Source organism: Pseudomonas sp. Sample_16, from assembly GCF_004307665.1.
In the GTDB taxonomy this organism is placed as follows: domain Bacteria; phylum Pseudomonadota; class Gammaproteobacteria; order Pseudomonadales; family Pseudomonadaceae; genus Aquipseudomonas.
Genome location: NZ_RCOB01000002.1, coordinates 1 through 7,166, shown reverse-complemented (window position 1 = coordinate 7,166; position 7,166 = coordinate 1). Strand labels below are relative to the sequence as shown.

The 7,166-nt window shown below is 60.5% G+C and carries 6 protein-coding genes; 5 read left to right on the top strand and 1 reads right to left on the bottom strand.

From position 1 onward, the window contains the following. Positions 1 to 228: 228 nt before the first annotated feature. Positions 229 to 1,119 carry a LysR substrate-binding domain-containing protein gene (locus D8U69_RS00235; protein ID WP_130904775.1) on the bottom strand — a complete coding sequence of 297 codons (891 nt, stop codon included), beginning with the start codon at positions 1,117 to 1,119 and terminating at the stop codon, positions 229 to 231. Between the two features lie 118 nt (positions 1,120 to 1,237). Between D8U69_RS00235 and D8U69_RS00230 the strand changes: the two genes are divergently transcribed. The 5 genes from D8U69_RS00230 to D8U69_RS00205 all read left to right on the top strand — a co-directional run bounded on the left by D8U69_RS00230 (position 1,238) and on the right by D8U69_RS00205 (position 6,950). Next, entirely contained in the window at positions 1,238 to 1,702 is a 465-nt protein-coding gene (locus D8U69_RS00230; RefSeq protein WP_056852863.1) for a (2Fe-2S)-binding protein, read from the top strand. Next, positions 1,702 to 3,906, top strand: coding sequence for a molybdopterin cofactor-binding domain-containing protein (locus D8U69_RS00225; RefSeq protein ID WP_130906423.1), 2,205 nt, complete (start codon positions 1,702 to 1,704; stop codon positions 3,904 to 3,906). The genes D8U69_RS00230 and D8U69_RS00225 overlap by 1 nt, the downstream gene beginning before the upstream one ends. Before the next feature lie 5 nt (positions 3,907 to 3,911). Further along, the gene (locus D8U69_RS00220; RefSeq protein ID WP_130906422.1) at positions 3,912 to 4,805 is read left to right on the top strand and encodes a LysR substrate-binding domain-containing protein; all 894 of its coding nucleotides are present in this window, start codon (positions 3,912 to 3,914) and stop codon (positions 4,803 to 4,805) included. A 216-nt stretch (positions 4,806 to 5,021) separates the two neighbouring features. Beyond that, positions 5,022 to 6,521 (top strand): helix-turn-helix transcriptional regulator, encoded by a 1,500-nt coding sequence (locus D8U69_RS00210; RefSeq protein ID WP_130904780.1) that lies wholly within the window; start codon positions 5,022 to 5,024, stop codon positions 6,519 to 6,521. 177 nt (positions 6,522 to 6,698) lie between these two features. After that, positions 6,699 to 6,950: a DUF1652 domain-containing protein gene (locus tag D8U69_RS00205; RefSeq protein ID WP_056852859.1), complete on the top strand. Its 252-nt coding sequence runs from the start codon at positions 6,699 to 6,701 to the stop codon at positions 6,948 to 6,950. Positions 6,951 to 7,166 lie beyond the last annotated feature (216 nt).

Sequence of the window (7,166 nt, the reverse complement as noted above, 5' to 3'; positions counted from 1 at the left end):
TGGTGTGACAGAGATTGGATTTGCCAGCTGCCACAGGTTTTTTGGTGTGACAGAGATTGGATTGCCAGCTCCCACAGTTTTGAGGTGTGACAGAGATTGGATTGCCAGCTCCCACAGATTTTGTGGTGTGACAGAGATTGGATTTGCCAGCTCCCACAGGTTTTGTGGTGTGACAGAGATTGGATTGCCAGCTCGGTCACTGTGGGAGCTGGCTTGCCAGCGATGGCGTCAGTGTTGTGTAAGCAAGGCCAGCTGCCTGACCGCCTCAACCACCGGCGCCACCCGCTCGGCCTGTCCACGCGGCCAGACCGCATACAGGTTGTAATGCGCCGCAATCTGCGCGTCGTTCAGCGCCACCAGCCGCCCGCTGCGCAACGCATCCGCGGCCAGCAGACCTCGCACCAGCCCGGCACCGACCCCGGCTTCGGCGGCGGCAATCAGGTTCGCCGCGTTATCAAAGACCACCCGCGCAGGAGGCTCCACGGGAGGCATGCCCGCCGCATCCAGCCATGGTATCCAGGAGCGCCGCGTGTAACCCAGCAAAGGCAATTCAAGGATCTGCGCCGGACTCAACGGCAACTGCAAACCATAGCGCTCCAGTAGCTCGGGCGCCGCCACCGCCATCACCCGATCTGCACAGATCTGCGTCATCTCGCAGTCTTCCCAATCGCCATAACCGTAACGCAAGGCGAGGTCGACGCGCTCGAACGCGCTGCGGTCCGAGCGTGGCATCGACAACAGCACCACCTCATGATCGGGCAACAGACCCAGCAATTGCGGCAAGCGCGGATTGAGCCAGCTCTGGGCCAGTTCACTGTCGACATCCAGGGTCAGCCGTTGGGTCACGCTGCGGTTTTTCACCGAAGACAGCGCCCGGTCGATCTGCGCCAATCCGTCGGACAACACACTGGCGAACAATTGCCCGGCATCGGTCAGGTTACTGCCGCCACCTTCGCGCACGAACAGCGGCTGGCCGATGAAGTCCTCAAGGGCGCGAATCTGCTGGCTGATGGCGCTGTGAGTCAGGTCGAGTTTGCGCGCCGCGCTGGAGAAACTGCCGCTGCGCGCCGCCTGGATGAATGCGCTCATGGACTGCACCGACGGGTATCGCTTGTACATGCTGTTAGTCCTACTTACACAGGATGGCAGAAATCGTCGCTGGCCCGGTTTTCACAAGGCTTCCAATAATCGATCACCAGGCCTGCACAAAGACGGGCCGCTCTCTTGGAGCCTGACAATGATCGAATTCACGGTAAACGGCGAACGACACGAGCTGGTTGAGACATCGCCCTCCATGCCCTTGTTATGGGTGTTGCGTGACCACTTGAAACTCACCGGCACCAAGTTCGGTTGCGGCATGGGCCTGTGCGGTGCCTGCACCGTGCACCTGGACGGTGTCGCGGTGCGATCCTGTCAGTTGCCGGTCGCCGCCGTGGCGGGCCACAGCATCACCACCATCGAAGGTCTGTCAGCGACACAAGAGCATCCGCTGCAACTGGCGTGGGTTGCCGAAGATGTCCCGCAATGCGGCTACTGTCAATCCGGGCAGATCATGTCCGCCGCCGCGCTGCTCAACACTGGCGCTGCGGTCACCGACGATTCGATTCGCAATGCCATGTCCGGCAATCTGTGCCGCTGCGGCACTTACGGACGCATCAACAAAGCGATCAAGCGCGCGGCGTCCGCGTCGAAGGAGGCGTGATGACGATCTCCCAAGTGAACCTTTCGCGGCGCGTGTTTCTCAAGCAAGCCGCGACCGCTACCGGCGGTCTGGCCATCGCGTTTTATCTCCCATCGAGCCTGGGCGCGACTGACCCCAAAGCTCCGACGCCGACGGGAACGTTCGAACCCAACGCCTGGGTGCGCATCCTGCCCGATGGCACGGTGAAACTGGTGGTGCACAAGCACGATTCCGGCACCGGAACGCACACGGCTCTGGCGGCTTGCGTGGCCGAGGAACTGGATGTCAACCCGATGACTGTGCAGGTGATCTCGCCCGAAGATCCGTTTTTCGACACCTACATTCATCCGGTCTGGAAAGTCTTCTCCACGGGCGGCAGCACCAGCGTATCGCTGGAGTACGACCGCTTGCGCATGGCCGGCGCCACGGCCCGGGCGTTGCTGATCACGGCGGCAGCGAGGCAATGGAAAGTCAGCCCCGACAGTTGCAGCACCGTTGAAGGGCGCGTGGTGCATGGCGCGAGCCAGCGCAGTCTCGCTTACGCTGAACTGGTGGGCGTTGCCGCCGAACTGCCGGCACCGGCCCAGGTCACGCTCAAGGATCCGGCGCAGTTTCGCTACATCGGCAAGCTTCGGCATAAGCGCGACGCCCAGGCCAAGGTTTGCGGGCGCTTCAAGTACAGCATCGATGTAGAGCTGCCGGACATGTTGGTCGCAGTCATCCAACGCACGCCGGTAATCGGTGCAAAGGTGTTGTCAGTGGATGCCGCCGCGACCTTGCAAGTGCCCGGTGTGCGCCAAGTGATTGCCGTCCCGGGGCGGCCTGACGTGCTCGGTGGCAACGTGGAAGGCGTCGCGGTGCTGGCCGACAACTACTGGGCGGCGCATCAGGGCCGGGCATTGCTCAAGGTGCAATGGAGCGAATCGCCATTGGCCGGTTTCGACAGCGACGAACTGGTCAAGGCCCAGTCCGCAGCGCTGGATGACAAAGGCGCGCAACGGGTGTCCGCCATGGCGGCGGGCGATGTAGGCGCGCAATGGCCGGTCGCGGTGAAGCTGCTCGAAGCCGATTACCGCATGCCGTACAAAGTGCAGAACCCGCTGGAGCCGATCTGCATCACCGCGCAGGTCAAGGACAATGCCATCACTTATTGGGGCGGGGTGCAGGTGCCGTCATCGGCGCTGGAGGCAGCGCAAAAGGTGTGCAGAATCGCCAAGGACAAGGTGATCATCAACGAAATGGTGTCCGGCGGCAGTTTTGGTGCGCGAGAAGCCAAGTATTGGTTGTTTGAGGTGGCTTATCTGGCGCAGCAGGCCAAAGTACCGGTGAAGCTGATGAACAGCCGCGAAGATGAAATGCGCTCGTTGTTCATGCATCCGGCGACGCTGCACCGCGTCAAGGGCGCACTCGATAAACAGGGGCGCCTGACTGCGTTGCAGCTCAACGCGGTGTCGCCAGCCTCGCCGGAACAATGGGAGCCAGGTTATTTCGAGCGTCCGGACAAAATGGATTACAGCACCACCGAAGCCATCACGGCCTGGGATTTCGCCTATCGTCCGGCCAACCTGGACCTGGTCTGGGTCAAACATGAAAGCAATGTGCCCAGCGGTTGGTATCGCTCGGTGAGTTTCATCCCCAATGTGTTTGCCGTGGAAAGCTTCATGGATGAACTGGCCGATGGCGCCGGGCAAGACCCCTTGGCCTTTCGCCTGGCCCATATGCACGAGCGGCCACGGCACGTCGCCGTGCTGAAAAGCGCTGCCGAACGTGCCGGTTGGGGCCAGCCACTGCCGGAGGGGACGGCGCTCGGGATCGCTACCCATCAGGGCTACACCAGTTTCATCGCGGTGGTCGCGCGCCTGTCGAAAAAGGACGGCGCAATCAACGTCGACAAGCTCACGTGCGTGGTCGATTGCGGCCTGGCGGTGTCCCCCGGTGGTGTCGAAGAGCAGATTTATGGCGGCTTGATGTGGGGCCTCGGCCATGCACTGTTCGATCGACTGGACATCAAACAGGGCAGGGTGGTGCAGACTAATTTCCATGATTATCGGGTGACGCGCATGTCGGACATGCCCGCGGTGGACATCCTGATCGTCGACGGCGAACCGGGCAAACCCGGTGGTGTCGGTGAGCTGGGCAGCCCGGCGGTGGCCCCGGCCATCGCCAATGCCTTGTTCAGTCTGACCGGGGTGCGTCAACGCTCGACACCGCTGAACCTGGGGTAAACGGCATGGACCTGCGCTTGCTGCGGTATTTCATGGCGCTGGCCGAAGAGTTGCACTTCGGTCGCGCCGCCACTCGGCTGCACATCTGCCAGCCACCACTGAGCCAACAGATTCGCTTGCTGGAAGAGGAGTTGGGCACGCCGTTGTTCGAGCGCAGCCATCACCGCGTTGAACTGACCGCCGCCGGGCAGATGCTCAAGGAACAGGCACCGCTGGTGTTCGAACAGCTCAACCGCGCACTGGACCTGACCCGCCAGACCGGCCGCGGCCAGTTGGGCGAGCTGGAAATCGGCATGATCAGCTCGGTGATGGTCGGTGTGCTGCCGCGGGCCTTGCATCTGTTTCGTGAGCGTTATCCGCAGGTCAACTGGCGATTGCACGAAATGACCCCGGCGGCGCAGGTCAAGGCGTTGAAGGAGAAGCGCATCGATGCCTGTGTGTTCCGGGTCGGCTATGACGATCCGCAGTTGCGCAACGAACTGCTGATCTACGAGCCGATCCGGGTGGTCATGCCAATCGATCATCCACTGGCGACGCGGGAAACCCTGGCGCCTGCGGATCTGGCTCAGGAGCCATTCGTGGCCCTGGAACTGAAGCAGTCGCGGTTCGCCGACTTTCTGTTCCAGTGCTGCCTCCAGTCCGGGTTTACCCCGCAGATCCGCCAGCAGGTGATCGAGGTGCAAACCTTGCTCAGCCTGGTGCGTGCCGGGTTCGGCGTGGCGTTGCTGCCGGCGTCCATTGAGCAACTGGCGCCGGCGGGCCTGGTGTTCCGACGCCTGACCCCGGCATTGCCAGAAGTGCCGCTGTACGCCACTTACCGCGCAGATGATGATTCGCCGGTGCTCAAGCTGTTTCTCGATACGTTGCGCGAGTTGGTGCTGCAAGATCGAACGGTTTAACCCAAACCTTTGTGGGGCTAATCTCTTCCGGATGTGCCTCAACCCCTGTGGGAGCCAGCCTGCTGGCGAAGAACGTCCGGACACTGCGATCATTCAGACAGGGCGCGTCATCGTTCACGTCCATCGCCAGCAAGCCGGCTCCTACAGGGTTATTTGCACTATCTCAAACCCGGGCGGTCGTAGTCTTCACAGGGTCATTACACGTGTGGAGCCACAATGAGCCAGGACGTCCTCGCCACCGAAACCAATCGCCGCCAGTTGCAGCAGATCATCGCCGGCCTGTCTGACGGGGTCATCCTGCTCGACCCCGACCAGACTATTCTCTGGGCCAATGACGCCGCGCTGGCCATGCACGGCGTCGAACAGGTCAGCGATCTGGGAAACAACGCCAAGGCCTACGCCAAGCGATTCTCCCTGCGCTATCGCAATAATCATGAGGTGCCGGTCGACAGCTACCCGATCAACCGCGTTGCGCGGGGCGAGACGTTCAGCGATGTGCTGGTGGAAGTCAGCTCCACGGCGGACAAAGACGAGCGCTCGTGGGTCCACAAAGTACGCAGCATCGTTTTGGCCGATAGCCGAAACGAGCCGGAATCCCTGGTGTTGATCATGGACGACGTCACCGACTGGGCCAGCGCCGAGCAGCGTTTCGAAAAAACCTTCGCTGCCAACCCCGCGCCCGCTGTGATCTGTCGCCTCAGTGATTTGCGCTACATCAAGGTCAACCCCGGCTTCCTTGAAATGACCGGTTTTGCCCGCGACCAGGTGATCGGCACGTCCACCTACGAGTTGGACGTACTCGAACAGGCCGAAAACAAGGAATTGGCCAAGCAGCGTTTGCTCGAAGGGACCACCATCCCGCAGATGCAGGCTGAATTGCGCATGGCTGACGGCACTGGCAAGCAGGTGATCGTTGCCGGCCAACCCCTGGAACTCAACGATGAGCCTTGCATGTTGTTTTCGTTCGTCGACATGGAGCCGCGGCACAAGGCTGAAGTCGCCTTGCGCCAGAGCGAGGAGCGTTTCGCCAAAGCCTTTCGCTTGTCCCCGGTGCCGATTCTGCTGTGCGGTGCGGGGGATCAGGTAGTGCTCGATGTCAACGAAGCGTTTCTCGACACCCTCGGTTACCCCAGCGAGGAGGTCTTGGGCGAGAGTATTGCGCACATTGATTTCTTCGATGACAAGAGCGCCCGTGCGCGGCTGTTCGCGGCACTGGAGAAAACCGGCAGGCTGGATCGCGTCGATGTTCGCGTGCGCAGCAAAGACAGCGGCCTGATTGATTGCGCAGTGTCAGCCGACACCGTGAACATTCAGGACAGCCCGTGCTACCTGCTGGTGCTGATGGACATCACCGAGCGCAAACGCACCGAGCTGGAACTGGTGTCGGCTATCGAAGAAGTGATGAAAGACGCTTCGTGGTTCAGCCGCACGCTGATTGAAAAGCTGGCCAACGTGAAGAGCGTCAACTCACCACGATTGCCCGACGTTTCCTTCACCGATCTGACGGCGCGCGAGCGTGATGTATTGGGCCTGATCTGCGAAGGCCTGGCCGACAAGGAAATCGCCGCACGCTTGAAACTGGCACCCAATACCGTACGTAATCACGTGGCGACGGTGTACTCCAAACTGGATGTTCACAGCCGCAGTGAAGCGATTGTCTGGGCACGCGAGCGTGGATTGTTTGCAGGCGCGGGGCGAAACAAGGGGCAACGTTAAGGTGCAAATGCACTAATGCACCGGGTGCAAATTAATGTGTTGGCTCGGTGTAGCGGCTTTTAGGCTGGTAGTGCAGGGCAGGCGTCTGCTGATCGCTTGTCTGTCCCCACGAAACCGCTAAAGGAACGGCCTCATGAACCTGCAATACCACGGAATATGCCGCCAGGGCCCACCGCAATGATTACGCTGGCCCAGTTGCGGACCCTGATCGAACAGAGTTTTTCACCGCTGGCCTGTGAGTGCAGCATCAGCGGCGACCATTCATTGACGGTCAAGCTCTACCATCCTCTTTCCGGGCAGGTGGACCTGGTGGTCAGTGGCTTGAACATGGCCACGTTGCAAACCGCCGAAGCCGCGGCAGCCCTGATTGAAGAATTGCGTTATGAATTGCAGAGCAACACCTTGCATCGCTCCGATTCGGTGATGTAAGAACTGCCAGGTTTTCATGGCCTTGCTCATGATTGGGCTATAAGTGATACGCGAGTAATTTTTTTTGTGACAGGTCCGTGGATTTTGCGCTCGGGTTTTGTTGTCACAAAAAGGTGTCGATCACTTATCGCGGGTCAACCTATGAAAAATCTTGGGAAACGCGTTTGTACACCTTTGTCGTTGGCATTTTGCGCAGCGATCCTCGGTGGTTGTGCC

Excerpts from the sequence above, each read along its gene's own strand:
- D8U69_RS00220 (WP_130906422.1), top strand. The coding sequence starts at position 3,912 with ATGGACCTGCGCTTGCTGCGGTATTTCATGGCGCTGGCCGAAGAGTTG.
- D8U69_RS00205 (WP_056852859.1), top strand. The coding sequence starts at position 6,699 with ATGATTACGCTGGCCCAGTTGCGGACCCTGATCGAACAGAGTTTTTCA.
- D8U69_RS00230 (WP_056852863.1), top strand. The coding sequence starts at position 1,238 with ATGATCGAATTCACGGTAAACGGCGAACGACACGAGCTGGTTGAGACA.
- D8U69_RS00235 (WP_130904775.1), bottom strand. The coding sequence starts at position 1,119 with ATGTACAAGCGATACCCGTCGGTGCAGTCCATGAGCGCATTCATCCAG.
- D8U69_RS00210 (WP_130904780.1), top strand. The coding sequence starts at position 5,022 with ATGAGCCAGGACGTCCTCGCCACCGAAACCAATCGCCGCCAGTTGCAG.
- D8U69_RS00225 (WP_130906423.1), top strand. The coding sequence starts at position 1,702 with ATGACGATCTCCCAAGTGAACCTTTCGCGGCGCGTGTTTCTCAAGCAA.